27 protein-coding genes are annotated in these 25,000 nt (G+C 66.5%); 24 read left to right on the top strand and 3 right to left on the bottom strand.

Annotated features, from left to right (window positions below):
• Positions 1-75 precede the first annotated feature (75 nt).
• The 4 genes from CHU93_RS09615 to msrA all read left to right on the top strand — a co-directional run bounded on the left by CHU93_RS09615 (position 76) and on the right by msrA (position 4,583).
• The gene (locus tag CHU93_RS09615; RefSeq protein ID WP_094473861.1) at positions 76-2,115 is read left to right on the top strand and encodes a 3-hydroxyacyl-CoA dehydrogenase NAD-binding domain-containing protein; all 2,040 of its coding nucleotides are present in this window, start codon (positions 76-78) and stop codon (positions 2,113-2,115) included.
• 140 nt (positions 2,116-2,255) lie between these two features.
• Positions 2,256-3,407, top strand: coding sequence for a DUF3089 domain-containing protein (locus CHU93_RS09610; RefSeq protein WP_094473860.1), 1,152 nt, complete (start codon positions 2,256-2,258; stop codon positions 3,405-3,407).
• A gap of 31 nt (positions 3,408-3,438) precedes the next feature.
• Positions 3,439-3,930, top strand: a complete 492-nt coding sequence (gene msrB / locus CHU93_RS09605) for a peptide-methionine (R)-S-oxide reductase MsrB (RefSeq protein WP_094473859.1) — start codon at positions 3,439-3,441, stop codon at positions 3,928-3,930.
• On the top strand, positions 3,927-4,583 hold the full coding sequence (msrA, locus tag CHU93_RS09600) for a peptide-methionine (S)-S-oxide reductase MsrA (protein ID WP_094473858.1): 657 nt from the start codon (positions 3,927-3,929) through the stop codon (positions 4,581-4,583). The genes msrB and msrA overlap by 4 nt, the downstream gene beginning before the upstream one ends.
• 9 nt (positions 4,584-4,592) lie before the next feature.
• Here msrA and CHU93_RS09595 read toward each other — a convergent pair whose 3' ends face one another.
• A complete protein-coding gene (locus CHU93_RS09595; RefSeq protein WP_094473857.1) occupies positions 4,593-5,441 on the bottom strand; it encodes a MipA/OmpV family protein in 849 nt (282 codons plus the stop codon).
• Between the two features lie 137 nt (positions 5,442-5,578).
• Here CHU93_RS09595 and CHU93_RS09590 point away from each other — a divergent pair, with 137 nt between their 5' ends.
• The 6 genes from CHU93_RS09590 to ftsY are packed head-to-tail and all read left to right on the top strand — an operon-like array spanning position 5,579 to position 9,328.
• Complete coding sequence (locus CHU93_RS09590) at positions 5,579-5,827, top strand: HP1242/YdcH family protein (protein ID WP_094473856.1); 249 nt, start codon at positions 5,579-5,581, stop codon at positions 5,825-5,827.
• Positions 5,824-6,138: a TraR/DksA family transcriptional regulator gene (locus CHU93_RS09585; protein ID WP_094473855.1), complete on the top strand. Its 315-nt coding sequence runs from the start codon at positions 5,824-5,826 to the stop codon at positions 6,136-6,138. The genes CHU93_RS09590 and CHU93_RS09585 overlap by 4 nt, the downstream gene beginning before the upstream one ends.
• A 42-nt stretch (positions 6,139-6,180) precedes the next feature.
• Positions 6,181-6,768: a pyridoxamine 5'-phosphate oxidase gene (gene pdxH / locus CHU93_RS09580; protein ID WP_094473854.1), complete on the top strand. Its 588-nt coding sequence runs from the start codon at positions 6,181-6,183 to the stop codon at positions 6,766-6,768.
• Positions 6,768-7,601, top strand: a complete 834-nt coding sequence (locus CHU93_RS09575; protein ID WP_094473853.1) for a PhzF family phenazine biosynthesis protein — start codon at positions 6,768-6,770, stop codon at positions 7,599-7,601. Before pdxH ends, CHU93_RS09575 begins: the two co-directional genes overlap by 1 nt.
• A gap of 15 nt (positions 7,602-7,616) precedes the next feature.
• Entirely contained in the window at positions 7,617-8,420 is an 804-nt protein-coding gene (dapF, locus tag CHU93_RS09570) for a diaminopimelate epimerase (RefSeq protein WP_094473886.1), read from the top strand.
• The gene (gene ftsY, locus CHU93_RS09565) at positions 8,417-9,328 is read left to right on the top strand and encodes a signal recognition particle-docking protein FtsY (protein ID WP_094473852.1); all 912 of its coding nucleotides are present in this window, start codon (positions 8,417-8,419) and stop codon (positions 9,326-9,328) included. Before dapF ends, ftsY begins: the two co-directional genes overlap by 4 nt.
• 3 nt (positions 9,329-9,331) lie before the next feature.
• Here the strand turns inward: ftsY and CHU93_RS09560 are convergent, their stop codons facing one another.
• Positions 9,332-11,611 (bottom strand): putative bifunctional diguanylate cyclase/phosphodiesterase, encoded by a 2,280-nt coding sequence (locus CHU93_RS09560; RefSeq protein WP_165768680.1) that lies wholly within the window; start codon positions 11,609-11,611, stop codon positions 9,332-9,334.
• A 275-nt stretch (positions 11,612-11,886) separates the two neighbouring features.
• On the opposite strand from CHU93_RS09560, the gene ffh reads away from it, so the two are divergent.
• From ffh to CHU93_RS09500, 12 genes are all read left to right on the top strand, one after another.
• A complete protein-coding gene (ffh, locus tag CHU93_RS09555) occupies positions 11,887-13,371 on the top strand; it encodes a signal recognition particle protein (RefSeq protein WP_094473850.1) in 1,485 nt (494 codons plus the stop codon).
• 47 nt (positions 13,372-13,418) lie between these two features.
• Positions 13,419-13,865, top strand: coding sequence for a 30S ribosomal protein S16 (rpsP, locus tag CHU93_RS09550; protein ID WP_086117964.1), 447 nt, complete (start codon positions 13,419-13,421; stop codon positions 13,863-13,865).
• A 12-nt stretch (positions 13,866-13,877) separates the two neighbouring features.
• Positions 13,878-14,366 (top strand): ribosome maturation factor RimM, encoded by a 489-nt coding sequence (gene rimM / locus CHU93_RS09545; RefSeq protein WP_243375492.1) that lies wholly within the window; start codon positions 13,878-13,880, stop codon positions 14,364-14,366.
• A 35-nt stretch (positions 14,367-14,401) separates the two neighbouring features.
• Positions 14,402-14,677 (top strand): antitoxin, encoded by a 276-nt coding sequence (locus tag CHU93_RS09540; protein ID WP_207759260.1) that lies wholly within the window; start codon positions 14,402-14,404, stop codon positions 14,675-14,677.
• Positions 14,674-15,051 carry a type II toxin-antitoxin system VapC family toxin gene (locus CHU93_RS09535; protein WP_094473848.1) on the top strand — a complete coding sequence of 126 codons (378 nt, stop codon included), beginning with the start codon at positions 14,674-14,676 and terminating at the stop codon, positions 15,049-15,051. The genes CHU93_RS09540 and CHU93_RS09535 overlap by 4 nt, the downstream gene beginning before the upstream one ends.
• Entirely contained in the window at positions 15,048-15,779 is a 732-nt protein-coding gene (gene trmD, locus CHU93_RS09530; protein WP_094473847.1) for a tRNA (guanosine(37)-N1)-methyltransferase TrmD, read from the top strand. Before CHU93_RS09535 ends, trmD begins: the two co-directional genes overlap by 4 nt.
• Before the next feature lies 1 nt (position 15,780).
• Positions 15,781-16,152 (top strand): 50S ribosomal protein L19, encoded by a 372-nt coding sequence (gene rplS / locus CHU93_RS09525; protein ID WP_086117968.1) that lies wholly within the window; start codon positions 15,781-15,783, stop codon positions 16,150-16,152.
• A 90-nt stretch (positions 16,153-16,242) separates the two neighbouring features.
• Positions 16,243-16,695: a YbgC/FadM family acyl-CoA thioesterase gene (locus CHU93_RS09520; protein WP_243375489.1), complete on the top strand. Its 453-nt coding sequence runs from the start codon at positions 16,243-16,245 to the stop codon at positions 16,693-16,695.
• On the top strand, positions 16,695-17,402 hold the full coding sequence (gene tolQ / locus CHU93_RS09515; RefSeq protein ID WP_094473846.1) for a protein TolQ: 708 nt from the start codon (positions 16,695-16,697) through the stop codon (positions 17,400-17,402). The genes CHU93_RS09520 and tolQ overlap by 1 nt, the downstream gene beginning before the upstream one ends.
• Complete coding sequence (gene tolR, locus CHU93_RS09510) at positions 17,402-17,851, top strand: protein TolR (RefSeq protein WP_094473845.1); 450 nt, start codon at positions 17,402-17,404, stop codon at positions 17,849-17,851. Before tolQ ends, tolR begins: the two co-directional genes overlap by 1 nt.
• On the top strand, positions 17,848-18,636 hold the full coding sequence (locus CHU93_RS09505) for a hypothetical protein (RefSeq protein ID WP_094473844.1): 789 nt from the start codon (positions 17,848-17,850) through the stop codon (positions 18,634-18,636). Before tolR ends, CHU93_RS09505 begins: the two co-directional genes overlap by 4 nt.
• A 12-nt stretch (positions 18,637-18,648) precedes the next feature.
• A complete protein-coding gene (locus CHU93_RS09500) occupies positions 18,649-20,580 on the top strand; it encodes an alpha/beta hydrolase family protein (RefSeq protein ID WP_094473843.1) in 1,932 nt (643 codons plus the stop codon).
• Between the two features lie 725 nt (positions 20,581-21,305).
• Here CHU93_RS09500 and CHU93_RS09495 read toward each other — a convergent pair.
• Entirely contained in the window at positions 21,306-23,063 is a 1,758-nt protein-coding gene (locus CHU93_RS09495; RefSeq protein ID WP_094473842.1) for an amidohydrolase, read from the bottom strand.
• A gap of 58 nt (positions 23,064-23,121) precedes the next feature.
• On the opposite strand from CHU93_RS09495, the gene tolB reads away from it, so the two are divergent.
• Complete coding sequence (gene tolB / locus CHU93_RS09490; RefSeq protein WP_243375499.1) at positions 23,122-24,423, top strand: Tol-Pal system beta propeller repeat protein TolB; 1,302 nt, start codon at positions 23,122-23,124, stop codon at positions 24,421-24,423.
• A gap of 23 nt (positions 24,424-24,446) precedes the next feature.
• Positions 24,447-24,995 carry a peptidoglycan-associated lipoprotein Pal gene (pal, locus tag CHU93_RS09485; protein ID WP_094473840.1) on the top strand — a complete coding sequence of 183 codons (549 nt, stop codon included), beginning with the start codon at positions 24,447-24,449 and terminating at the stop codon, positions 24,993-24,995.
• The last annotated feature ends 5 nt before the right edge of the window (positions 24,996-25,000 follow it).

Raw genomic sequence — 25,000 nt, 5'->3', positions numbered from 1 at the left:
TAGCCTATCCACAAGGCTGCAATGTCACCAAACTGCTGCTAGCCTGCCGGAAAATTCACATCAAAGGGGAGTGTCATGGCCGCGATCAACCAGGTTGTCGATCTTTCGAAGGATGGCGAGATCGCCGTCGTCACGGTCAATTCGCCGCCGGTGAACGCGCTGTCGGCCGATGTGCGCGATGGCCTTGCCGGTGCCTTTGCCGCGATTGCCGCCGATTCAGCCGTGAAGGCCGCCGTGCTGGCGTGCGCTGGCCGCACCTTCATCGCCGGGGCCGACATCAGCGAATTCGGCAAGCCGCCGCGTGGCGCGTCCCTGCCGGCGGTGCAGGATGCGATGGAATCGGCCCCGGTGCCGGTGATCGCTGCCATCCACGGCACCGCGCTGGGCGGCGGCCTTGAAGTGGCGCTGTGCGCGCATTACCGGGTCAGCGACGCCAAGGCCAAGTTCGGCCTGCCGGAGGTGAAGCTGGGCCTGCTGCCCGGCGCCGGCGGCACCCAGCGCCTGCCGCGCATCGTTGGCGCGAAAAAGGCCACCGAAATGGTGACCAGCGGCGCCCAGATGGGCGCGAAGGACGCGCTGGCCACCGGCCTGGTTGATGAGGTGGTGGATGGCGACCTGACCGCTGGCGCCATCGCCTTTGCCCGCCGGGTCGTGGCGGAAGGCCGCCCGCTGAAGAAGGTGCGCGACGATGCCAGCAAGCTGGGCGGCGACGCGGCCAGCCTGGCCCCCTTCTTTGCCGAGTTCAGGGCGAAGAACGCCAAGGCCTTCAAGGGCTTCGAAGCGCCGGAAGCCAATATCAAGTGTATCGAAGCCGCGGTCGCCCTGCCCTTTGACGAAGGCCTGAAGGTGGAGCGCACCGAGTTCATGAAGCTGATGACCGGCCTGCAATCGGCCGCCCAGCGCCATGTCTTCTTCGCCGAGCGCGCTGCCGCCAAGATCGATGGGCTGCCCGCCGATGTGCAACCGCTGCCGGTGAAGAAGGTTGGCGTGATCGGCGCCGGCACCATGGGCGGCGGCATTTCGATGAACTTCCTCAGTGTCGGCATCCCCGTCACCATCGTCGAGATGAAGGAAGAGGCGCTGACCCGCGGTGTTGGCATCATCCGCAAGAATTACCAGAACAGCGCCGACAAGGGCCGCTTCCCGCAGAGCGAGGTCGAAGCGCGCATGGGCCGCCTCACCCCGTCACTGAACCTGGAAGACCTCGCCGATTGCGACCTCATCATCGAGGCCGTGTTCGAGAATATGGCCATTAAGAAGGATATTTTCGGCAAGCTGGACAAGATCGCCAAGCCCGGCGCCATCCTGGCCAGCAACACCTCCTATCTGGATGTGGACGAGATTGCGTCGGCCACCAACCGCCCGGAATATGTGCTCGGCATGCATTATTTCTCGCCGGCGAATGTGATGCGCCTGCTGGAGGTCGTGCGCGGTGCCAAGACCGATCCTCAGGTCCTCGCCACCGCAATGGCCATTGGCAAGGCCACCGGCAAGATCGCGGTTGTCGCCGGTGTGTGTCATGGTTTCATCGGCAACCGCATGCTGGCCCGCCGCCAGCAACAGGCCAATCTCTTGATGCTGGAAGGCGCCGCACCGGCCGATATCGACCGCGTGCTGACCGATTTCGGCTTCCCGATGGGCCCGTTCCAGATGAGCGATCTCGCCGGCCTCGACATTGGCTGGAATGCGGAAACGTCGAAGGGCGAAACCGTGCGCGATCGCCTCTGTGAAGCGGGCCTGCGCGGCCAGAAGAACGGCAAGGGCTTTTACGTCTATGACGAGCAGCGCAACCGCACGCCCAATCCGGAGGCGCTGGCCATCATCGATGCCTATGCCGCCGAAAAGGGCATCAACCGCCGCACCATCGACGATCAGGAAATCCTGGAACGCTGCCTGTTCCCGATGGTGAACGAAGGCGCCCGCATCCTCGCCGAAGGCAAGGCCCAGCGCGCCAGCGACATCGATATCGTCTGGATCAACGGCTATGGCTGGCCGGTCTATCGCGGCGGCCCGATGTTCTGGGCGGAGAAGGACGTGGGCCGCGACCGCATCATCGCCGTGCTGGAACAAATGGGCGAAGAGGAGTCGCCGGTGCTGAAGGATGGGTGGAAATAAGGCCAAAGGCCCCTCCGTCGCCTGCGGCGCCACCTCCCCAAACAAGTTTGGGGAGGATTCGTGCTTCAAGGTCCTCCCCATTCTTTGAATGGGGAGGTGGCGCCGAAGGCGACGGAGGGGCCATCAATAAGGACAAAACGATGAAGCTCCCCCTTCTTCCCCTCCTCGCCCTGCTCGCCGCCCCGGTCGTCGCCGCCGAAGCGCCGGATTACCGCAAGCCGGAAAGCTGGCTGTGCCGTCCCGGTGCCGCCGATCCGTGCAGCGGCGATGCCAGTGTCAGCCGCGTCGCCGCTGATGCCGTCGTCACCCTCGACATACTGCCGGCGGCGAAGAAGCCGAAGATCGACTGTTTCTACGTCTATCCCACCGTGTCGACCGATCCGGGGCCCAACAGCGACATGGTGGCCGATCCGGCGGAAAAGACGGTGGCGCTCGCCCAGGCCACACCGTTCCGCCAGGCCTGCCGCCTGTTCGCGCCGCTCTACCGCCAGGTCACGCTGGCGGCGCTGCGCGACCGGCTGATGGGCAAGGGTGACGGGGGTGACCGGGCCATGGCCTATGCCGATGTGAAGGCGGCGTGGGACGATTATCTGAAGCACGACAACAAGGGGCGCGGCGTCGCCCTGATCGGTCACAGCCAGGGCAGCGGCGTCTTGAAGGCGCTGATCGCCAACGAAATCGAAGGCAAGCCGGTGGCCCGGCAGATGATTGCCGCCTATCTGGCCGGCACCAATGTGCTGGTGCCGCAGGGCGCCGATGTGGGCGGGGATTTCAAGGCCACCCCGCTGTGCCGCGCTGCCGATCAGACCGGCTGTGCCCTGGCCTGGGTCAGCTTCCGCGACACGATGGCAGTCCCGCCGGCCAGCCTGTTTGGCCGCCCGCCTGCATCTGCGCCGGCCGGAATGGCCGTGGCCTGCACCAATCCGGCGGCGCTGGCCGGTGGTCGCGCCACGCTGCGGCCGCTGATGGTCAACCGCACCGGTATTGTGGACAATGGCACGCCGGTGCCGAAATGGGCCAAGGGCCGCAACATCTACACCCCGTTCGTGGCGCTGCCCGGCCTGCTCACCGGGGAGTGCATGGCGCGTGACAATGCCAATGTCCTGTCCATCGGCATCAATGCCGATCCGGCCGATCCGCGCACCGATACGATCAACGGCGACGTGATGATCGGCGGCCAGATCATCGCCGCCTGGGGCCTGCACCTGATCGACATGCAGGTGGTGATGGAGGATCTGGTGGCGCTGGCGCAAAATCAGGGAGCGACCTGGCTGCGGCAAAACCGCAAGTAACGGTTCACATCACCCGTGCGTATATGGTGGCATGATGGATCGACGCACGCTTCTGGGGCTGGTCTCCGCCCTGCCCGCCGCCGCCTTCCTGGGTGCCACGCCCGCGCTTGCCAAGGGCGGGCGCTTCGCTGTCAGCTTCACGCCGGAAGAGTGGAAGCGCCGGCTGGGCGCCGATGCCTATGCCGTGCTGCGCGAGGAGGCGACGGAGCGGCCGTTCACCTCCGCGCTCAACAAGGAGCATCGCAGCGGCACCTTCGTCTGTCGCGGCTGCGCGCTGCCGCTGTTCAGCTCGGCCCACAAGTTTGACAGCGGCACCGGCTGGCCGAGCTTCTGGCAGCCGATCAACCAGGCGGCCATCGGCACCACGCGCGACACCAGCTATTTCATGGTCCGCACCGAAGTGCACTGCAGCCGCTGCGGCGGGCACCAGGGCCATGTGTTCGATGATGGGCCAAGGCCCACGGGCCTGCGTTATTGCATCAATGGCCTGTCGCTCAGCTTTGTTCCGGGGAAAGTCGCATGAAGCCGCTGTTGATCGCCCTGGCGCTGCTGGCCTCTCCGGCGGTGGCGGCCGAACGCATGGTGCTGGCCCCGGCGCCGGCCGTGGATGCGCCGCTGGCCAAGGGCGGCCTGCAGAAGGCGGTATTTGCCGGCGGCTGCTTCTGGGGTGTGGAGGCGGTGTTTGAACGGGTGAAGGGCGTCACCGCGTCCGTCTCGGGTTATGCCGGCGGTGCACGGGCAACGGCGGTCTATCAGGTCGTCGGCTCCGGCCTCACCGGCCATGCCGAGGCGGTGGAGGTCACCTATGATCCGGCCGTGGTGTCATACGGCACGCTGCTGCGGGTGTTCTTTTCGGTGGCGCATGATCCCACCCAGCTGAACCGCCAAGGGCCGGATGAAGGCCCGCAATATCGCACCGCCCTGTTCCCGCGCAGCCCCGAGCAGGAGCGGATCGCCCGCGCCTATGTTGCCCAGCTGGAAAAGGCCGGCACCTGGAAGCCGAAGATCGTCACCACATTCGAAGGCGCCAAACCCTTCTATGCGGCGGAGGATTACCACCAGAATTATCTGCGCGCCCACCCGACGCAGCCCTATATCGTCTGGAACGATATCCCCAAGGTGGAGGGGTTCAAGCGGCTGTTCCCGGCATTGTGGAACGACCGGCCGGCGGCCTGAAGCGGCGGCTCAGTTCCAGCTGAAGCGATAGCCATAGCTGAGACCGACCGCGATCTGGTCGCGCTGGCCGCGCTGGCGGATCAGGCTGGAATCCGCCACAACATCACCCAGCCGGTCATAGCTGGTGAACAAGGTGATGATGCCGTGCTTGCCATATCGGCCCAGCGGCTTGATCAGATTGCCGCTCACCCCGGCGCTGACCAGGCCGCTGCCGGTGCGGCTGACCAGCAGGCCGGTGCCGCGGGCCTGGAACGGGTTCACGCCGAAATAGACATTGGTGTAATCGCTGTCGGCCCAGGTGGCGCGGGCCGTGATGCCCCACAACAGGCTGCCATCGCGCTTGCGGTCGTTCCAGCCGATGCTGGTATCGGCCACCACACCATCATGGCCGCCCGCACCCTGGCGCAGCTCGGCCCGCAGCCTGAGCTTGCCGCCAACCAGGCTTTTCTGGGCAAAGCCGCCGAATTCGCCGGCCAGATCAACATCGCCCATGCCGCGCAACGCCGTCGAGCCACCACTGACCAGGAACGGCGAACCGCCGGTTGATTCCTGCCGGCCAAAGCGCAGCTTGGCCAGCGGGCCCAGCTTCCAGCCATCCTGGTTCACCGCGTTCCAGCCCAGGCCGTCGGGCACCGAGAAGAAGACGCTGTCCTTATAGTTCAGCCGAACGTCCGGGAAGATCGACAGGGCAGTATCACGGCTGCCCTGCCAGGCCGGGGCGACCACCGGGGCAATGCCAATACCCAACGTCCACGCCTTGGGCGCCGGCGGGCGCATCCCGGCCGGCGGGGCGGGCGCTGTCTGGGCCGCGAGCGGGCTGGCGATGAGGGCAATGGCAAGAGCGGAAACACGGATCATGGCGGGGGCCTCCTGAACGGGTGGCGCTTACGATAATTGTTACAGGAAGGCAATGTGGCGCCCTACGCATTCCCCACGATGCACAAGCCGCCCGGCAAGGCCCACATTGCAAGCAACAATCCAAATGGGAGGACGCCATGAGCCACTTGCCGCATGATCTTCAAGACCTGTTTCCGGCCGATGCGCCGCGGTTGCGGGCGCTGAAGGCGACCGATCGCCATTTCCGCTTGCTCGCCGATCGTTATGCCGCGCTGGATGACGATATCCGCCGCAGTGAAACCGGCGTTACACCGGCCATGGACGATGCCCACGCCGAAGCGCTGAAAAAGGAACGGCTGGCGCTGCTCGATCAGATCGCCGCCATCCTGGAAGGAGAGAAGGCATGACCACCGAACAGATCGCCGCCGCGCTGCGCACCCGCCTCGCCGAACTGCAGGCCGAAATCGCCCGGTTGGAACAGGAAACCATCCAGCCGCTGTCCCCCAAGTTCGCCGATCAGGTCGGCGATCTGGAGGCGTTGGCCACCAACGAGGGGCTGGAGGTTGCCCATATCCACGAGGCCGAGCAGATCATGGCGGCGCTGGCGCGGATCGACGCCGGCGACTATGGCGTGTGCAGCAATTGCGGCGCTGATATCGCGCCGGCCCGTCTCGCCTCCCTGCCCACGGCAACGCGCTGCATCAAGTGCGCGGCGTGATGGCAGGATGACAGGGGGCCATTGGCCGGCTAACCCGTGCGCATGACCATCCTGCCCCACAACGCTCCCTTCACCCGCTTTGCCGACTGGTTCGCCGAGGCCCAAGCCAGTGAGCCCAATGATCCCAACGCCATGGCGCTGGCCACCGCCGATGCCGATGGTGCGCCGAGCCTGCGGGTCGTGCTGCTCAAGGCCTGGGATGAACGCGGCTTTGTCTTCTACACCAATCTCACCAGCCAGAAGGGCCGCGAGATTGCCGCCAACCCGCGTGTCCACCTGAACTTCCACTGGAAGTCGCTGCAGCGCCAGGTGCGCATCGGCGGCACGGCGGCGCTGGTGATCGAAGCGGAAGCCGATGCCTATTTCGCCACCCGGCCGCGCGAAAGCCAGCTCGGCGCCTGGGCCAGCCTGCAGAGCGCACCCTTGCCCGACCGTGCCACCTTCGAAGCCCGGCTGGCCGATTATGACCGGCAGTTTCCCGATGTTGTGCCGCGCCCGCCGCACTGGAGCGGCTGGCGGGTGATGCCGGCGCGCATCGAATATTGGCAGGCCCGCGACGGCCGCTGGCACGAGCGTGAGGCCTATCTTCGCGCGGGCGATGGCTGGACCCACGGGCTGGTCTATCCCTGATGCGCATCAGCCTCACGCAGGTGGATGCCTTTGCCGATGGCCCGTTCACCGGCAACCCGGCCGCCGTGATGTTCCTGGATCGCTGGTTGCCCGATGCCGTGCTGCAGGGCATCGCGGCTGACAATAATCTGTCGGAAACCGCCTTTCTGGTGCCGGCCACTGCTGCCGATGCGGATTTCGAGCTGCGCTGGTTCACGCCGGCGCTGGAGGTTGCGTTGTGCGGCCATGCCACCCTGGCCAGCGGCCATGTCGTGCTGGAGGCCCTGCCCGATCTGCCGGCGGTGCGCTTCCGCACCCGCAAGGCCGGCCTGTTGACCGTTGCGCGCGGCACGGATGGCCTGGTGCTGGACCTGCCGGCCTGGCCCGCCACCCAGCCAGTCACCGGCGCCGGCCTCGCCGCCGTCACCGCCGCGCTGGGTGCCACCCCGGCCGAAGTCTGGGCGCGCGGGGAGGATTATCTGGTGGCGGTGTTTGATCTGCCCGATGATGTGCGCGGGCTCCGCCCCGATTATCGCGCCATTCTCGCACTCGCACCGGGCGTTGACCTGATGCTGATCGCCACCGCACCCGGCGAGGCCACCGATGTGATCAGTCGGGTGTTCGTGCCGGCCTGCGGCGTGGACGAGGACCCGGTGACCGGTTCGGCTCACGCCGTGATTGCCCCCTTCTGGGCCCGGCGGTTCCAGCGCGCCAGCTTCACCGCACTGCAGGCCAGCACGCGCAGCGGCCGGCTGGTCTGCACGCTGACCGGGGACCGGGTGCAGCTGGCTGGCCGCGCCCGCACCGTCATCCGCGGTGAGTATGACTTGCCGGATGGGGCCATAAGCGGCTAACCCGCCGCCATGGCGATGCGCCCCTTCATCAAGATGCACGGCCTGGGCAATGATTTTCTGGTGCTGGATGCCCGCGAGGCGCCTGTGGCGCTGTCCGCGGCGCAGGTGCGCGGCCTTGCCAACCGCCACACCGGCATCGGTTTTGACCAGCTGATCCTGATCGAGCCCAGCGCGACTGCCGATGTGCGCCTGCGCTTCTGGAACAGTGATGGCGGCGAGGTGGCGGCGTGCGGCAATGGCAGCCGGGCCGCCGCCACGCTGCTCGGCGGGCATCAGCGCATCGAAACCGCTGGCGGCGCGCTGGAAAGCATCGGCAGCAGCGAGGGGGCCGAGGTGGACATGGGCCCGCCGCAGTGGGACTGGCAGGCCGTGCCGCTGGCCTTTGCGATGGACACAAGCGCCCTGCCCCTGGCCTGGAATGGCCTGGCCAATCCGGCGGCGCTGTCTGTCGGCAATCCCCATGCCGTCTTCGTGGTGCCCGATGCCTGGGCGGTGCCGCTGGCCGAAATCGGCCCGGTGATCGAGCATGACCCGGTGTTTCCCGAGCGGGTGAATGTGGGCGTGATGCAGATATTGTCGCGCGAAGCCATCATCCTCCGGGTGTGGGAACGCGGTGCCGGGGCGACGCTGGCTTGCGGCACGGGCGCCGTGGCGGCGGTGGCGGCCGGGCAGCGGCGCGGCCTGCTGGCAGACCGGGTGCAGGTGACGATGCCGGGCGGCGATCTGGTGGTGACCCGGCGCGCCGATGGCCATCTTCTGCTCGCCGGGCCGGCACAAGTGGCCTTCACCGGCCAGGTGGATCTGGAGCGTTACGCATGAGCTGGTTTGGCCGCCTGACCGAAGGCCTGTCGAAATCGACGAAGAAGCTGGCCAACAACATCACCGGCCTGGCCACCGGCACGCTGCCGCTGGACGAGGAGCGGCTGGACGCCATCGAGGAAGGCCTGATCGCCGCCGATCTCGGCCCGCGCGTCGCCGCCCGCATCCGCGAGCGGCTGGCGGATCAGAAATATGCCAAGGGCATTGACGATGATGGCGTGCGCGCCGTCGTGGCCGACGAGGTCGCGCAGATATTGGCGCCGGTGGCACGCCCGCTGGCCATCATCCGCAAACCCCAGGTGATCCTGGTGGTCGGCGTGAATGGCAGCGGCAAGACGACGACGATCGCCAAGCTGGCCCGCCTGTTCAAGGCGGACGGCAAGCAGGTGATGCTGGCCGCCGGCGACACGTTCCGCGCCGCCGCCATCGCCCAGTTGAAGATCTGGGCCGATCGGGTGGGTGTGCCCATCGTTGCCGGCGATCAGGGCGGCGATGCCGCCAGCCTGGCCTTTGACGCGGTGAAGCGGGCGATGGACGAAGGCATTGATGTGCTGATCATCGATACCGCCGGCCGCCTGCAGAACAAGACCGGCCTGATGGACGAACTGGCCAAGGTGAAGCGCGTGATCGGCAAGCTTGATCCGGCCGCGCCGCATGATGTGCTGCTGGTGCTGGATGCCACCACCGGCCAGAATGCGCTCAATCAGATCGAGGTGTTTGGCCAGGTGGCTGGCGTCACCGGGCTGGTGATGACCAAGCTGGATGGTTCGGCGCGCGGCGGCATGCTGGTGGCGGCGGCGGAGAAATTCGGCCTGCCCATCCATGCCATCGGCGTGGGCGAAGGCATGGACGATCTGCAGCCGTTCACGCCGCAGGATTTTGCCGCCGCACTGGTGGGAACCGCCTGATCCTCAGGCGGCGCGGGCCAGGGTGGCAGCGGCGGCTTCGGCGGCGTTGATTGCCGCCCGCAGCCCGGATGCCGGCACTGGCTGGGACAACAGGAACCCCTGCGCCCGGGAAATGCCGGCGGCCCGCGCCAGTTCCAGTTCCGCCGGCGTTTCCATCCCTTCGGCCACCAGCAGCACGCCCAGCGATTGGCCCAGGCTGGCGGCCGCGCGGAAAATGCTGGCCGAAACGGGATTGGCGGTGGCACCGGTGAGCAGGCTGCCCGAAATCTTGACCGCATTGATCGGCAGCCGGCCCAGCCGTTCCAGAGACGAGAAGCCGGAGCCGAAATCATCCATCGCCACGCCCGAACCCATCGCCACCAGCCGCTGCAGATTGGCCAGCGAGGCGGCTTCATCGGTCATCAGCGCGGATTCGGTGATTTCGATGGCGATCCGCTGATGGTCGATGCCGGCGGACGCGGTATCGGCCAGGATCTCGTCCACCACATCGGGCGATTTCAAATCATTGACCGACACATTCACCCGCAGGCCGATGCTGCTGGGCAGCGCCGCGACCGTGGCCGCCGCCTGGCGGAACACCTGGCGACGCAGCTGGCTGATCAGGCCGCGCGCTTCGGCAATGGCGACCATGTGGTTGGAATCGATCGGCGTGTCGGGATGGATGGTGCCGGCCGGCATGCGCACCAGCGCCTCCACTGCCACCACCCGGCCTGACACCAGGTCGAGCATCGGCTGATAGGCCACATCAACCTGGTTGTTGCGGATGACGGCGCGCACCTGCGCTTCGCGCTTGGCCATCTGGGCCGCATCATCCGACAGGGCGGCATGATACAGCCTGATCTGGTTGCCGGGTTCGGATTTGGCATCGCGCAGGGCGAGATCGGCGGCCCGCTGCAGGGCTTCGGCCAGCATGGCGTGATCGGGTGCAATGGCGATGCCCACGGCCGCCCCCACCGACACTTCGGCATCGCCAAAGCGCGCCGGCGTGTCGATGGTTTCAATCAGCGACCGGGCCAGGCTGATCGCCTGATCCGCGCTGGCGCCCGGCAGGATCACGGCAAACTTGTCGCCCGGCAGCCGCGCCACCACCAGATTGGGATCGGCGGTGCGCAGGCGGAAACCGATGCGGGTGATCATGCGGTCACCCACGGTCTGGCCATGACGCTCGTTGACCAGCTTGAAACCATCCAGATCGATCAGCAGCAGGCTCAACCGGTCATCCCGCGCCAGCCGGCGTTCCAGCTCCTCGCCAAAGGCCCGCTTGTTGGGCAGGCCGGTCAGCGGGCAACGGCGCAACTCGCGGTTCAGCTCGGCGATGGCGTTGCGCTCGGTGGTGGTGTCCCGCAACATCGCCACCCAGCCGGCACCCGGCACCGGAATGCATTCCAGATCCATGGTGCGATCATCGTTCAGGCGCAGCACGCCAGTGAACGGCTGGCGGGCGGCCACCAGCAGCGCGGCGTGGGACAGAAACTCGTCGCGATCCCCCGAGGCCCTGGCAAGCGCCGGAGCGGTCGCCATCATTTCGGGAAATGCGGGCAGCGGCGTCGCATCATCGGCCGGCAGACCCAGCAGGGTGCGGGCGCTCTGGTTGATCAGCACGATCGACAGATCATCGTCGAGCAGCACCATCGGCTGGTTCAGATGCTGCAGGGCGGTGTTGATGCGCAGCCGTTCGTTGCGCTGCTCGTCACGCGTGATCAGCAGCTGTGATTGGGTGGCATAGGAACGCAACGACAACACCACACAGGCCAGCGCATAGACGGCAATGCCGATGAAGCTGTTGAGGTTCCACGGCGATGGCCAGTAAAGCAAGGTGGCCAGCGCCGTGGGCACGCCCAGCGCCACCGATTGGCACAAGGTGGCCAGCGGCCGGCCGGGACCGCTGCCATTGCCCACCCCAAGCGCCGCCAGCGCCACCATCACCAAAAGGGCCTGCAGCACCATCGGCGCATTGGCGGCAAACACCGCCAGCACCATGCCGCCCAACCCGGCAGAGGCCAGCAGCACACCCATGGTATAGCGGTTCTCGATCGCGTCGACCTGATCGTCGGCAAGCGGCAAGCGGGCATTCCAGCACGCCAGCACCACCAGCAGGAAACCGTTCACGGCAAGAATTGCCAGCGCGATCGCCAATGAACTGCCAAAATGAAAGGAGACGGCAAGGCCAAGTGAGGCCGCCACACTGCCGCCCACCAGGAACGGCAGGAAATATTTGCCAAGTTCCTGCGTGAATTCGCGTTTGAGATGGGCCGGCAGGGCAGGCCCCAGCCATTCACGCAAGCGTGTGCGCCAGCGGCGCTGAACGGGAGCGGGGATTGGCAAGAGATCAGACATTGGCGTGCGCGGAGGGTGTAGCATGATGAAACTTGCAATGGCAAACCGGCGGTCAGCGCGTCGCGCCGCTGCCGCTTGACGCTGCCAGCCCGAGCGCCTATGGCAGCCCCGAGCCCATGGCAGGGCTCATGCGTCCGAGGATGCACGCCGGCCAGCGAGTTTTCGCCCGCCGGCGCGTTTCTGTTTGGAGGCATATCACCCACCACAGGAGGCCTCGGCCCTTGTTCGACAGTCTTTCCGAGCGGCTTGGCGGCATATTCGACCGCTTGCGCGGGCGCGGTGCGTTGACCGAGATCGACGTGCGCGCCGCCATGCGCGAAGTGCGCGTGGCGCTGCTTGAGGCTGACGTTGCCCTGCCCGTGGTGAAGGATTTCATCGAGGCCGCCACCCAGCGCGCCATCGGCGCCGAGGTGATCAAGTCGGTCACGCCGGGCCAACAGGTCGTCAAGATCGTCAATGATTGCCTGGTGGAGCTGCTGTCGGGCGGCGAGGATGTGCCGCCGCTGAAGATCAATGTCACCCCGCCGGCGGTGATCATGATGGTCGGCCTGCAGGGTTCGGGCAAGACGACCAGCACCGCCAAGCTGGCCAGCTGGCTGGGCACGCGGGAACGCAAGAAGGTGCTGATGGCCAGCCTGGACGTGGCCCGCCCCGCCGCCCAGGAACAGCTGCGTGTGCTGGGCGAACAGACCGAGATTGCCACCCTGCCCATCATCCCCGGCCAGACGCCGGTGCAGATTGCCGAGCGCGCCCGCCAGTCGGCCCGCCTGCAGGGCTTTGATGTGGTGCTGCTCGACACCGCTGGCCGCTTGGGCGTGGACGAGGCGTTGATGGCCGAAATGGCCGCGATTGCCGGCGCCACCAACCCCGATGAAATCCTGCTGGTGGTCGACAGCCTGACCGGCCAGGACGCGGTGAATGTCGCCGCTGCCTTCAAGGCGCGCGTGGCCCTGACCGGCGTGATCCTGACCCGGATGGACGGTGATGCCCGCGGCGGTGCGGCCCTGTCGATGCGCAGCGTCACCGGCACGCCGATCCGTTTTGCCGGCACCGGCGAAAAGCTGGACGCGCTGGAAGCCTTTGATGCCAATCGCGTTGCCGGCCGCATCCTGGGCATGGGCGACATTGTTGGCCTGGTGGAAAAGGCCGCTGCCAATTTCGAAGCCGAACAGGCCGAGAAGATGGCGGAGAAGCTGGCCAAGGGCCAGTTCGACATGGACGATCTGCGCCAGCAACTGGGCCAGATGAAGAAGATGGGCGGGCTTTCGGGCCTGGCGGCGATGATGCCGGGCATGGGCGCCGCCAAGAAGGCGATGGACAGCGGCGCCATCAACCCCAAGCTGCTCGACCGGATGGAAGCGATCATCCTGTCGATGACGGCGAAGGAACGCGCCAAGCCGGAGATCCTCACCGCCAAGCGCAAGATCCGCATCGCCAACGGTTCCGGCACCACGGTGCAGGATGTGAACAAGGTGCTGAAGATGCACCAGGAAATGGCCAATGCCATGAAGCGCCTGAAGAAGATGGGCGGCATCAAGGGCATGATGAAGATGCTTTCGGGCATGGGCGGTGCACCCGGGCCGGAAGGCGGCGCGCCGGGCGGTGACCCCGGCGGGGCTATCGACATGGGGGCGCTGGGCCGGATGTTCGGTCGCCCCGGCATGGGAAATCTGCCACCCGGCTTCAACAAGTTCGGCAGGAAATAATCGCAAAACCCTGATTTCAATCGGATTACTGGAAGGAAGAAGATCAAATGGCTATTGCAATTCGTCTGGCCCGTGGCGGCATGAAGAAGCGCCCCTTCTATCGCATCGTCGTGGCCGACACCCGCGCTCCGCGTGACGGCAAGTTCCTGGAAAAGATCGGCACCTACAACCCGCTGCTGCCGCGTGACGACGCCAACCGCGTGACGCTGGATGGCGAGCGCGCGGCCTATTGGCTGGGCGTTGGCGCGCAGCCGACCGACCGCGTCGCCCGCTTCCTGGACGCCGCTGGCCTGCGCACCCGCGCCGCCAAGAACAACCCGAAGAAGGCCGAACCGGGCGCCAAGGCCAAGGAACGCGCCGAACTGGCCGCCCAGAAGGAAGCCGAAGCTGCTGAAGCCGCCGCTGCGGCCGCCGCCGAAGCCGCCGCTGCCGCTGCTGCCCCGGCCGAAGAAGCCCCGGCTGCCGACGCTGCCGAAGGCGAAACCGCCGAATAAGGAGCAATGGCGATGGCGGCACCCACGATCGTGCTGGCCGCCATTGCCGGCGCCCATGGCATCAAGGGCGAGGTGCGGCTGAAGCTGTTCACCGATGCCCTCGACAATATCACCCGCCACGCCCGCTTTGATGTGGGCGGGCGGGTGATTGCCGTTCAGACCGTGCGGCCGGACAAGCCGGGCATGGCCATCGCCAGGCTGGACGGCATCACCGATCGCAACGCCGCCGAGGCCCTGCGCGGGCTGCAGTTGGCGATCCCGCGCGCGGCGCTGCCACCGCTGGCCGAAGGCGAATATTATGTCGCCGATTATATCGGCCGCCGCGTGCTGGACGAAACCGGTGCGCCGGTTGGCACGGTGAAATCGGTCGAGAATTTCGGCGCTTCGGAGATTTTGGACATCAGCCGCGATGCCGGCGGCAGCGTGATGGTGCCCTTCGTCGCCGATGTGGTGACCGAAACCGATGACGCCCTCGTCATTGACCGCGTCTGGCTCGCCTAGTATATACGCGCTGTATATCCAAAGGCTGCGCCACCATGCCCCGCACCAAGATCTTCAAATCCGGCAACAGCGCTGCCGTGCGGCTGCCGGCCAGCTTTGCGCCGCCGCCCGGCACGCTGGTCGAGGTGCGCGAGGAGGCCGGCCGCTGGGTGATCGAGCCAGTGCCGGCCGAGGTGCCGCTGATCAACCTGGATGGCATTTACGGGGCCTGCCCCGGCATCAAGCCGATCACGGACCGCAGTTTTGACGAGCGACCATCGGAACGGATGGCGCGCGAAGCGGCCGAACGGGCCGCAAAGACCCAGGGATGACGCGCCGGCAGTGGTTGCTGGACAGCAACGTTGGCATCTACCTCTTGCAGGGCAATGCGCCGCACGCGCTGCGGCGGCTGAGCCAGTGCCCGGCAGGATCGGTGGTGACATCCAGCATCTGCCTGGGCGAGATGCTGATCGGCTTGCGGACGGCCGAGGTGGAGGTGCTGCGACGCCTGTTGTCGGTGATCGAAGTCATCCCGTTCGACGAGGCCGCCGCGCGCGCCTATGCCACCCAGCCCTTCCGCCGGGCCAGCTATGACCGGCTGATCGCCGCCCATGCTTTGTCGCTGGGGTTGACGGTGATCACCGCCAATCTCGCCGATTTCGCCGATGTGCCCGGCCTGATGGTGGAAGACTGGATGCAGCCATGAGCTGGCGCGCGACGATCCTCACTCTTTATCCCGACATGTTTCCCGGGCCATTGGGCCACAGCCTCGCCGGCCGGGCGCTGGCTGACGGCACCTGGGCCTTGAACGCCGTCAACATCCGCGATTTCGCCGCCGATCGGCACCGCACGGTGGACGACACGCCGGCTGGCGGCGGGCCGGGCATGGTGCTGAAGGCCGATGTGGTGGCCGCTGCGCTGGACAGCGTGGCCGATGGCCGGCCGGTGCTGGCGATGACACCCCGCGGCCGGCCCCTCACGCAAGGCCGTGTCAGGGCGTTGGCGACAAGCCCCGGCGCCATCATCCTGTGCGGCCGCTTCGAAGGCTTTGACGAGCGGATTTTCCAGCGCCGCGCCATCGAGGAAGTGTCGATTGGCGACTATGTGCTGTCGGGCGGCGAGATGGCGGCGCTGGTGGTGATGGATGCTTGCGTCCGTCTGTTGCCCGGTGTAATGGGCGCGGCTTCAAGCGGGGTCGAGGAAAGCCACGAAAGCGGCCTTCTGGAACATCCGCACTATACAAGGCCACCCGAATGGGAGGGCCTTGCGATCCCCGAAGTGTTGCGATCGGGGGATCATGCACGCGTCGCCCGCTGGCGGCGCGCGCAGTCCGAAGCGGACACACGGTCACGGCGGCCGGACTTGTGGGACCATCATGGGGATGGTCGGGTCCAACCGCCCTCTGGCGCGCGACAACAGAAGAAAGAGGAATGAGATGAATCTCATCCAGCAGATCGAAGCCGAACAGATTGCCAAGCTGACCGAAACCCGCAAGATCCCCGAATTCCGCGCTGGCGACACGCTGCGCGTCGGCGTGAAGGTGGTTGAAGGCGAGCGCACCCGCGTCCAGAATTATGAAGGCGTGTGCATTGCCCGTTCGAACAAGGGCATTGGCAGCTCGTTCACCGTTCGCAAGATTTCGTTCGGCGAAGGCGTGGAGCGCGTGTTCCCGCTGTACAGCCCGAGCATCGAGAGCATCGAAGTGGTGCGCCGTGGTGTCGTCCGCCGCGCCAAGCTCTATTATCTGCGTGGCCGCAGCGGCAAGAGCGCCCGCATCGTGGAAAAGCGCGACGCGCGTCCGGAATAATCCGGCGCCGTTCAGCCTGCCGAAAGGGCGCCGGTGGCACTGCCATCGGCGCCTTTTTCGTTGCGCTTCTCTCCCCTGCCCCCCTATCTGATGGCCATGATCCCCCAGCCCTCCTCCGGCGCGCTCGATGGCGGCATCCACCGTCTGATGGCCCGCGTCTATTTCGAGGATACCGACACGGCGGGCATCATGTATCACGCCAAATATCTGCATTTCATGGAGCGTGGCCGCACCGAATATCTGCGGGTTGGCGGCATTGATCACGGCGCGGCGGTGAAGGCCGGGCTGGGCGCCTATGCCGTCACCGAAATGCAGATCAAATGGCTGCGCCCGGCGCGGCTGGATGATGTGCTCAGCATCGAAACCCGCCTGCTCGGCGTACGGGCTGCCGCCTGCCGCATCGCCCAGCGCATCCTTCGGGACAGCGAAACGCTCACCGAAGCCACACTCACCGCCGCCTTTCTCGATCCCGCCGGCCGGCCGCGCCGCCAGCCGGCCGAATGGATCGCCCGGTTCAACCTGCTCATGCCCCAGGACGCCTGATGGACACTGATATCGCCCTCAAAACCGCTGCCGATCTGTCGCCCTTCGCCCTGTTCCTGCAGGCCGATGTGGTCGTGAAGGCCGTGATGCTGGGCCTGCTGCTGGCCAGCGTGTGGAGCTGGGCCATCATCCTCGAACGCTCTCGCCGCCTGTCCCGCCTCAACCGCGAGGCCGCCCAGTTTGAAGACTGGTTCTGGAAGGCCGACAATCTCGACGCGCTTTACGAACCCGCCAGCCGCGCCAACCATCCTTCAGCCCGGGCCTTCATCGCCGGCCTGAACGAATGGCGGCGCAGCCTGGCCGCCAAGGGTGGCCGCATCGACCGCGACGGCCTGCGCGCCCGCCTGGCCAGCGCCATCAATGTCTCCATCGGCCGCGACATCGACGAATTGTCAGACCGGCTGAACGCGCTGGCCACCATCGGATCGGTGGCGCCCTTCGTCGGCCTGTTCGGCACGGTCTGGGGCATCATGCGCGCCTTCACCGGCATTGCCGCCAGCCAGAACACCGCGCTCGCCGTGGTGGCGCCGGGCATTGCCGAAGCCCTGTTTGCCACCGCCATCGGCCTGTTTGCCGCCATCCCGGCGGTGATCGGATACAACCGGTTGCTGCACCGTGTGAACCGGCTGGAGGCGCGGCTGGGCGCCTTTGCCGAGGAATATCTGAACCTGCTGTCGCGCCAGATCGACGGGCTGGAGCGCAACTGATGGGCATGGGCAGCCCCGGCCTGAAGCGCGGCAGCCGGCGCCAGCCGATGGCCGAGATCAACGTGACGCCGCTGGTGGACGTGATGCTGGTGCTGCTGATCATCTTCATGGTGACAGCGCCGCTGCTGGTCGCCGGCGTGCCGGTTGATCTACCCGACGCCCGCGCCCAGAGCCTGCCGCAGGACAACACGCCGATCCAGATCAGCCTCAATGACCGCGGCGAGATTTTTGTCGACCGGCTTGGCGTGGCTTCGGCCGCCCTGCCCGCCAAATTGTCGGCCCTGCGCCAGGCCCGCAGCGATGAAGCCCGCGTCTATGTGCGCGCCGATCGCCGGCTCGATTATGGCCGGGTGATGGCGGTGGTGGGCGAGGTGAACAGCGCCGGCTTCAGGAAGGTCGCGCTGGTCACCGATGGCGCGCCGGCACCGGGGCCTGGCAGCGCGCAATGACCCGGCAGGAAGGCATCAGCATCGGTGCGGCGCTGGTGGCGCATGCCGCGCTGCTGGCGATCCTGAGCCTGGCCTGGCAGAGGCAGATGCAGCTGATGCCCAGCCCCGATGATGCGGTCGCGGTGGAACTGGTGACCATCGCCGATGCGCCTCGTGTGCCGGAGCCGCCGCAGCCGTCCATCGCTGCCGCCCCGCAGGAGGCGGCCGCTGCACCGGCCGAAGCCGAACCTGCACCTGCGCCCGAACCGGTGAAGGCCGATGCCGTGCCGCCGCCCGAGCCGGTGAAGCCCAAGCCGGAGCAGAAGCCCAAATCCACACCCACCAAGGCCCCGCCATCGGCGCTCGACACCTCCAGCCTTGCCAGTCTCATTGACAAGAGCCTGCCCAAGGCGCCGAAAAAGACGCTCGACACCTCGAAACTGGCCAAGGACATCAACGCCGCCGCGCCAGCGAAGGCCGCCATCGATCCACGCGCCGCCGCCACCCTGGCCCAATCGATCCGCGCCCAGGTCGCGCCGTGCTGGAATCCGCCGGTGGGCGGTCGCGACGTGCGGCGCATGACCGTGGTGGTGAGCGTACAATATGGCCGTGATGGCCGGGTGATCGGCCTGCCGGTGGCCGGCACGCCAACCGGCATGACCGCCGCCAACGCCGACTATGCCCGCGCCTTTGCCGAAACCGCCCGACGTGCCGTGCTGCGCTGCCAGCCCTTGAAATTGCCGCCAGACCTGTATGAACTGTGGCAATCGGTCGAGATCAATTTTGATCCGGAAGAGATGACCTGACCAACCGGGGGGATGATCATGAAAGCCATGTTGAGCCTGGGCGTGATGCTCGCTGCGACCACGGCGCTGGCGGCACCAAAGCCGGTGCCCACCCCCGACCGCCCGGTCACCGATCCGGCCAGCCTCACCTCCCCCGCCAATCCGCTGGCCCGGCCGCTCAGCGTTGCCGATCTCGCCTTCAGCCGGTCGCTGGGCGGCCCGGTGTGGAGCGCGGACGGGCAGCAGATCTTTGTCACCACCAATCTTACTGGCCGGCCCAACGTCTGGCGCATGGCCGCCGGCGGCAGCTGGCCGGTGCAGATGACCGTATCGGACGATGGCCAATATGGCCTGGCCGTTTCGGCCGACGGCAAGTGGCTCTATTTCGATCAGGACAAGGGCGGCGATGAATATGGCGACATTTATCGCGTGCCGACCGCCGGCGGACCGGTGGAACAGATCACTGCCACCCCCGATGTGGCCGAAGGCGATGCCCTGCCCGCGCCCACCGGCGATGCGCTGGTGTTAGCTCACAAGAAGCGCGGCGCGGCGCAGACCAATATCGCCATCATCGAAGCGGGAAAGCTGCGCCTGCTCACCGATGAGGCGGACCCGAGCTTCAACTGGCAGGCCGTCGCCTTTGTTGATGGCGGCAAGGCCCTGATCGCCAACCGCAGCCAGACGGCGGGCGCCGAAGGATCGGTGTGGCGCATCGATGTCGCCACGGGCGCCGCCAAGCAGCTGATCGGCCGCAAGGGCGTGGTCTATTCGGCTGCCGGCGCCAGCGCCGATGGCAGCCGCATCGCCATCACCAGCGACGAGGGCAGCGGCCAGGATCATGCCGGTGTGCTTGATGCCGCGTCGGGCAGCGTGCGCTGGCTGCCGGCGACGCCGTGGGAGGAAGCGGCCGTGGCCATGCACGGCAAGGCCATGCTGGTGCGCACCAACCGCGATGGCCGCTCCAGCCTCGCGCTGGTGGATGTGGACAGCCTGGTGCAGACCCCGCTGGCCCTGCCGCCCGGCCTCAACGCCGCCAGTGGCAAGGCCTTTGCCCCCGATGGCCGCAGCTTGCTGCTGATCCATGCCGGGGCCGATACGCCCACCGATCTGTTCCGCTTCGACCTGGCCAGCGGCAGCGCCCGCCCCCTCACCCAGACAGCGCTGGCCAGCGTGTCGCCGGAAGCCCTGCCCAAATCCGAAATCGTCTCCTTCAAGAGCTTTGATGGCACGCTGATCAGCGCCGTGCTCACCATGCCGGCCAATCTGAAGCGCGATGCCAGCGCCCCGGCCATTGTGCTGCCCCACGGCGGCCCCACCGGCCAGAGCCAGGACGGCTTCTCCCGCAACGCCGCGCTGTTTGCCAGCCATGGCTATATGGTCATCCAGCCCAATTTCCGCGGCTCCACCGGCTATGGCCGCGCGTTCCAGGAAGCCAACCGCAAGGATCTGGGCGGCGGCGATCTGAAAGACGTGCTCGCCGCCCGCGATTTCATGGTCGCCACCGGCTATGTCGATCCCAAGCGCATCGGCATCACCGGCGGCTCCTACGGCGGGTTCATGACCCTGATGGCCATCGGCAAGGCGCCCGACGCCTTCGCGGCGGCCGTGCAATTGTTCGGCATCATCAACTGGCGCACCATGTGGGAACATGAAGACGCCTATCTGCAAGCCTATCAACGCAGCCTGATCGGCGCGCCGGACGAGTTCAAGGGCGTCTATGAAGCCTCCTCCCCGCTCACCTACATCAAGGCCGCCAAAGTGCCGCTGCTCAGCCTGCAGGGCGAAAACGACATCCGGGTGCCGCGTGGCCAGGCCCAGGAAGTGGCCGATATCCTGAAGGCCAAGGGCAATGTGGTGGAAACCATCTTCTACCCGGCGGAAGGCCACGGCTTTGCCAAGCGCGAAAACCAGCTGGATTCCCTGACCCGGACGTTGGCGTGGTTTGACAAATATCTGAAGAAGTAACGAAGGCCTCCGGCGGGCAGGGGCGAGGCCCCTGCACCCATTTGTTTTGGAGTGGTCCATGTGGCGTGGGACAGGGCCGCAACCTGCCGGTTTACGGTGATCTCGTGGAAACGGCTTGGTGTCGGTTTTTGGTGGTTTGGAGACCGTCCGCTTGGGACTGGTAATCGACGTTATCTGCCTACCACTTGATAGGTGATGCTCACATCCGAGACTCGCTCGTTTCGACTAAAAACTCGCGATTTCGCGGCGTACCGAACGAGGAGACGGTCCTCTGAAAGCCACCGCGTTTCGGCCCACGACTCGTGCCAACTGCCGACGCGCGCGGCACCATGATCATCATCTGCATTGAATGCATTTCCGGCTCCGGAAGGAGTGCCGCTGGCTTTCACTACAGAGATCTGAGTGGAAAAACCTGTGGTTGCTCCGCAATCACGCTGGAACAGCACCGCGGCGTGCTTGCCATTCGGCGAGGGGCTGCGCGAAACCACTGTATTCCGGCAGACGTCTGAACACCCGGAGCAAACAATCATCGCCGCGAGTAGTAGTGCCCTCATGGCTTCAGATGGTAGCCTTGGCACCACGCCCGTCAACGGCCGTTTTCAGAGGGGCAGCATGGGGGCGTGAATGGCCGGGCTTGGCGGCGAAAGCGGACTTGCGCGCCACCCGACCGCCAGAAAACCAACGGGTGCAGGGGCCTCGCCCCTGCCCGCCGGAGGCATCCTCTTCTACCGCCCCGCCTCCCACAGGAACCGCCCTTCCTTCATCGTCCCCACCACCTTTATCTCCCGGATTTGTGCCGGCGGCGTCACCAACGGGTTGGCGCTCAGCAGGGTGAAATCGGCCAGCTTGCCGACCTCGATGCTGCCGCGCCTGCCCTCTTCGCGATAGGCCCAGGCCGGGTTGATAGTCAGGGCTTTCAGGCCGTTCCAGGCGTCGAGGCGCTGGTCAGGCCCCAAAACAAAGCCACTGCGGGTGGTGCGGGTCATGCTGGTCCACAGGATGAACATCGGGTCCAATGGCGTGACGATGAAATCGCTGTGGTTGCTGGCGTGCAGTCCGAGGGCGAGGGCGCTGCGGATGGGGGAAATGTGGGCAGCGCGGGCTTCGCCCAGTTGGCGGCGGTGGACATCGCCCCAGAAATAGGCGTGATTGGTGAAGTAACTTGGGGTGATGTCCAGCGCGGCGTAGCGGGGCAGTTGATCGGGGCGTTGCACCTGGCTGTGGATGATGATGCTGCGGTGATCGGCGGGCAATCCCAGGGTTTCGACCGCCTTGATCACATCATCGATGGCGGCATCGCCGTTGGCGTGGATGAACAATTGCAGGCCGGCGCTGGTGGCCGCGCGGGCGGTGGCGAGGAAGGCCGGAAAGGGCTGGATCGGCTGGGCGCGCCAGCCGGCCTCGCCATTGGGGCCGGGCACGAGGAAAGGCTCTGACAGATAAGCAGTGCGGCCCTGGGGGCTGCCATCCTGGGCAATCTTGATGCCCTGCAGCTTCAGCCGGTTGTGCCATGTGCCAAACGCATAGCCCGGATTGCCCAGCCAACGCTTCAAGTCGACAAAGCTGGGCAGCGCGACGATGTCGAGCATCAGCCGCCCCTGCCCCGCCGCGGTCTGCAGCAGATCAAGATCGGCGATGTGGGTGAAACCATCGTTGGCCAGCGTGTAGCCATTTTTCGCATAGAGTGCCTGCACGGCCGCCAGGCTCTTCAGCCGCTCGGCGCGTCCGGGCGGCTTCAGCGCCGGGCCGGCCAGTGCCAGCGCACTTTCCCAGATCTGGCCATTCGGGGTACGGCCATCGGCTTCGCGGTGGATCAGGCCGCCTGTGGGCGCCGGCGTGTCGGCCGTGATGCCGAGCGCGGCGAGCCCGGCGCTGTTGAGCACGGCGCCGTGGCTGGAGACATGCATGATCAGCACCGGCCGGTCGGGAAAGCGGGCATCCAGATCGCGGCGGGTGAGTTCGCGCTGGTCGCTCAAGAGGCTGACATCATAGCCCCAGCCGACCAGCCATTCGCCCGGCCCAAGCGCAAGGCCGGGTTCGGCGGCGGCCAGTTTCGCCACCAGCCCGGCGATGCTGGCAACATCGCCCACCGGCGCGCCCGAGACATTGACGCGGCGGGCAAGATCGACCGCCATCATGAAATGGCTGTGGGCATCCACCAGGCCGGGGATGAGGGTGCGGCCCTTCAGATCAAGCCGGGGCGTGGTCGGGCCAGCCAGCTGCTGCGCCTGGCCAAGCGGACCGGCAAAGGCGATGCGCCCGCCCTCCACCACCACGGCGGCGACTTGGTGTGGCCGCTCGCCCGCCATGGTGAGAATGGGGCCGCCATGGATCAACAGATCGGCCGCCAGGGCCGGCGATGTGATGCTGCCGGCCAGCCAAACTGCCAGCAACCGGGCGCAGCTGTGCATGATGATCCCCCCTTGTTCTTCTTGGTTGGCCACAGCGTGGCCGGCGGCGGCGATGCCGTCAATCGCTGCCATTTATCTCCCGTTCAGCCGGGCGTGGTGATAGACTGAAGCCATGCGCCTGATTCCGTTCATGCTTGCCCTGTCTCTTCCGGCCGCCGTGCTGGCGCAGACGCCGCTCAGAGTGGACATCAACGCCGGCCTGATGCAGCCGATGCCGATCGCGGTGCCGGCCTTTGCACCGGGCAATGGCGGCAACACCGAAGCCGGCACCACCACGGCGCTGGGCGAGCGGGCGGCGCAGGTGATCGCCAATGATCTGAAGAGCTCGGGCCTGTTCCGGCCGATCGATCCGGCGGCCTACACAACGGCGGTGGGGCTGGACGAGGTGGTGAAGCCGGATTTCCCGGCCTGGCGCACGGTGGCAGCGCAGGCGCTGGTGACCGGCACGGTGACCGCCAATGCCGATGGCGGCATCACGCTCGCCTGTTATGCCTATGATGTGTTTGCCGGCAGCGAAATTGCCCGCCAGGGCTTTGTCACCACCGCGGCGGGCTGGCGGCGGGCGGCGCACAAATGCGCCGATCTCGTCTATGCGCGGTTGACCGGCGAAAGCGGCTATTTCGACAGCCGGATCGTCTATGTGAGCGAGACCGGCCCGCGCACCAAGCGGATCAAGCGGCTGGCAATCATGGACCAGGATGGCGCCGGCCACAGGTTCCTCACCTCCGGCCAGAATCTGGTGCTCACCCCGCGCTTCGCGCCGGAACAGCAGACCATCACCTACATGAGTTTTGAAAACAACCGGCCGCGCGTGTGGCTTTATACACTGGGCAGCGGCCGGCAGGAGGCGGTGGGCCAGTTTGCCACCATGACCTTTGCGCCGCGCTTTTCGCCGGATGGGCACAATCTGGTGTTTTCCATGTCGGTGGGCGGCAATGCCGATATCTATCGCTTCAACCTCGCCACCAAGCAGACGACGCGGCTGACCACCGGGGCCGGCATCGACACGTCGCCCAGTTACAGCCCGGATGGCAGCCAGATCGTGTTTGAAAGCGATCGCGGCGGCAGCCAGCAGATTTATGTGATGAACGCCGATGGTTCGAACCAGCACCGCATCAGCTTTGGCGAGGGCCGGTCGGCCAGCCCGGCGTGGAGCCCGCGCGGCGATTATATCGCCTTCACCCGCATCGGTGCCGGCCGCTTCGGCATTGGTGTGATGCGACCCGATGGCAGCAGTGAACGGCTGCTCACCAACGGTTATCAGGATGAAAGCCCGACCTGGTCGCCCAATGGCCGGGTGATCCTGTTTGCCAGGGGCGACCGGGGTGGCCGTTCGGGCCTGTGGTCGGTCGATATTTCCGGATTGAACGAGCGGCGCCTTGCCACACCGCTGGATGCATCCGATCCGGCCTGGTCGCCGTTGTTGCCATGATGTTTCGAATGAAAGGAGCCAGCATGACGAACCTGCCCCGCTTCACCCTGATCGCCGGACTGGCGCTGGGCCTGGCCGCCTGCGCCGGCAAGCAGCCGGTGGCGCTGGAAAAGCCGCCGGAAACCGCCCAGCCGGTGACCCCGGTGGCCAATGCCGATCCGATTCCGGTTACCGAAACCGCCGCCCCGGTGCAGCCGGCCTATGCCCCCGGCAGCCAGGAGGATCTGCGCGCCCAGACCGGCAGCGACACGGTGCTGTTCGGCTATGACAGCTATGAACTGGATGCCGAGGCCAAGGCGGTGCTGGCCCGCCATGCCCAGTGGCTGCGCCAGAACCCGGCTGTGCGGGTGACGCTGGAAGGCCATACCGACGAGCGCGGCACCCGCGAATACAACCTGGCCCTGGGTGACCGCCGCGCCAACAGCGCCAAGAATTTCCTGGCCACGCAAGGCATTGATGTCGCCCGGCTCGCCACCATTTCCTATGGCAAGGAACGGCCGGCGGTGGATGGCAGCGATGAAGCCGCCTGGGCCAAGAACCGCCGCGCCGTGACGGTGGTGATGGGGCGCTGAGCGCC

Origin of the sequence: Sandarakinorhabdus cyanobacteriorum, assembly GCF_002251755.1 — a bacterium.
GTDB lineage: Bacteria > Pseudomonadota > Alphaproteobacteria > Sphingomonadales > Sphingomonadaceae > Sandarakinorhabdus > Sandarakinorhabdus cyanobacteriorum.
Note: the sequence above shows the minus strand (reverse complement) of the source record. Positions and strands in the feature narration are given on the sequence as shown.

What these genes read in the sequence shown, in the direction of transcription:
- dapF (WP_094473886.1), top strand. Translation starts at nt 7,617, where the DNA reads ATGCGCCCCTTCATCAAGATGCACGGCCTGGGCAATGATTTTCTGGTG.
- CHU93_RS09505 (WP_094473844.1), top strand. Translation starts at nt 17,848, where the DNA reads ATGACCCGGCAGGAAGGCATCAGCATCGGTGCGGCGCTGGTGGCGCAT.
- CHU93_RS09535 (WP_094473848.1), top strand. Translation starts at nt 14,674, where the DNA reads ATGACGCGCCGGCAGTGGTTGCTGGACAGCAACGTTGGCATCTACCTC.
- tolB (WP_243375499.1), top strand. Translation starts at nt 23,122, where the DNA reads ATGCTTGCCCTGTCTCTTCCGGCCGCCGTGCTGGCGCAGACGCCGCTC.
- msrA (WP_094473858.1), top strand. Translation starts at nt 3,927, where the DNA reads ATGAAGCCGCTGTTGATCGCCCTGGCGCTGCTGGCCTCTCCGGCGGTG.
- CHU93_RS09595 (WP_094473857.1), bottom strand. Translation starts at nt 5,441, where the DNA reads ATGATCCGTGTTTCCGCTCTTGCCATTGCCCTCATCGCCAGCCCGCTC.
- msrB (WP_094473859.1), top strand. Translation starts at nt 3,439, where the DNA reads ATGATGGATCGACGCACGCTTCTGGGGCTGGTCTCCGCCCTGCCCGCC.
- rimM (WP_243375492.1), top strand. Translation starts at nt 13,878, where the DNA reads ATGGCGGCACCCACGATCGTGCTGGCCGCCATTGCCGGCGCCCATGGC.
- rpsP (WP_086117964.1), top strand. Translation starts at nt 13,419, where the DNA reads ATGGCTATTGCAATTCGTCTGGCCCGTGGCGGCATGAAGAAGCGCCCC.
- CHU93_RS09615 (WP_094473861.1), top strand. Translation starts at nt 76, where the DNA reads ATGGCCGCGATCAACCAGGTTGTCGATCTTTCGAAGGATGGCGAGATC.
- pal (WP_094473840.1), top strand. Translation starts at nt 24,447, where the DNA reads ATGACGAACCTGCCCCGCTTCACCCTGATCGCCGGACTGGCGCTGGGC.
- CHU93_RS09495 (WP_094473842.1), bottom strand. Translation starts at nt 23,063, where the DNA reads ATGGCAGCGATTGACGGCATCGCCGCCGCCGGCCACGCTGTGGCCAAC.
- CHU93_RS09500 (WP_094473843.1), top strand. Translation starts at nt 18,649, where the DNA reads ATGATCATGAAAGCCATGTTGAGCCTGGGCGTGATGCTCGCTGCGACC.
- pdxH (WP_094473854.1), top strand. Translation starts at nt 6,181, where the DNA reads ATGACCATCCTGCCCCACAACGCTCCCTTCACCCGCTTTGCCGACTGG.
- trmD (WP_094473847.1), top strand. Translation starts at nt 15,048, where the DNA reads ATGAGCTGGCGCGCGACGATCCTCACTCTTTATCCCGACATGTTTCCC.
- CHU93_RS09520 (WP_243375489.1), top strand. Translation starts at nt 16,243, where the DNA reads ATGGCCATGATCCCCCAGCCCTCCTCCGGCGCGCTCGATGGCGGCATC.
- ftsY (WP_094473852.1), top strand. Translation starts at nt 8,417, where the DNA reads ATGAGCTGGTTTGGCCGCCTGACCGAAGGCCTGTCGAAATCGACGAAG.
- CHU93_RS09585 (WP_094473855.1), top strand. Translation starts at nt 5,824, where the DNA reads ATGACCACCGAACAGATCGCCGCCGCGCTGCGCACCCGCCTCGCCGAA.
- tolQ (WP_094473846.1), top strand. Translation starts at nt 16,695, where the DNA reads ATGGACACTGATATCGCCCTCAAAACCGCTGCCGATCTGTCGCCCTTC.
- CHU93_RS09590 (WP_094473856.1), top strand. Translation starts at nt 5,579, where the DNA reads ATGAGCCACTTGCCGCATGATCTTCAAGACCTGTTTCCGGCCGATGCG.
- CHU93_RS09575 (WP_094473853.1), top strand. Translation starts at nt 6,768, where the DNA reads ATGCGCATCAGCCTCACGCAGGTGGATGCCTTTGCCGATGGCCCGTTC.
- tolR (WP_094473845.1), top strand. Translation starts at nt 17,402, where the DNA reads ATGGGCATGGGCAGCCCCGGCCTGAAGCGCGGCAGCCGGCGCCAGCCG.
- CHU93_RS09610 (WP_094473860.1), top strand. Translation starts at nt 2,256, where the DNA reads ATGAAGCTCCCCCTTCTTCCCCTCCTCGCCCTGCTCGCCGCCCCGGTC.
- CHU93_RS09540 (WP_207759260.1), top strand. Translation starts at nt 14,402, where the DNA reads ATGCCCCGCACCAAGATCTTCAAATCCGGCAACAGCGCTGCCGTGCGG.
- rplS (WP_086117968.1), top strand. Translation starts at nt 15,781, where the DNA reads ATGAATCTCATCCAGCAGATCGAAGCCGAACAGATTGCCAAGCTGACC.